The sequence below is a fragment of the Stenotrophomonas sp. AS012628 genome, assembly GCF_010608305.1.
GTDB classification, from domain to species: domain Bacteria; phylum Pseudomonadota; class Gammaproteobacteria; order Xanthomonadales; family Xanthomonadaceae; genus Stenotrophomonas; species Stenotrophomonas geniculata.
On sequence record NZ_VMBJ01000260.1, the window covers coordinates 1 to 229 of the forward strand.

At 61.6% G+C, this 229-nt stretch carries 1 protein-coding gene; it reads right to left on the reverse strand.

Annotated elements, in window-relative coordinates:
* Positions 1-229 (reverse strand): mechanosensitive ion channel family protein (locus G5A07_RS21850; RefSeq protein ID WP_191864029.1); only part of this gene is annotated, 229 nt, incomplete at both ends.

Consider the following 229-nt stretch of genomic DNA (forward strand, 5'->3'; position numbering starts at 1 on the left):
ACCTTGACCACCCGCTGCGGGAAGGGAATGCCGATACCTTCCTTGCCCAGCGCGTCGCGGGCCTTTTCGTTGAACATGAACATCACGTCCCAGTAGTCGCCGTTCTTCACCCAGACCCGCAGGGACAGGGTAATCGCGCTTTCGCCGAGTTTGGAAACCACCGCCACCGGTGCCGGGTCCTTCAGAACCCGCGGATCGTCGGCCATGGCCAGGAGAATGTTCTGCGCAT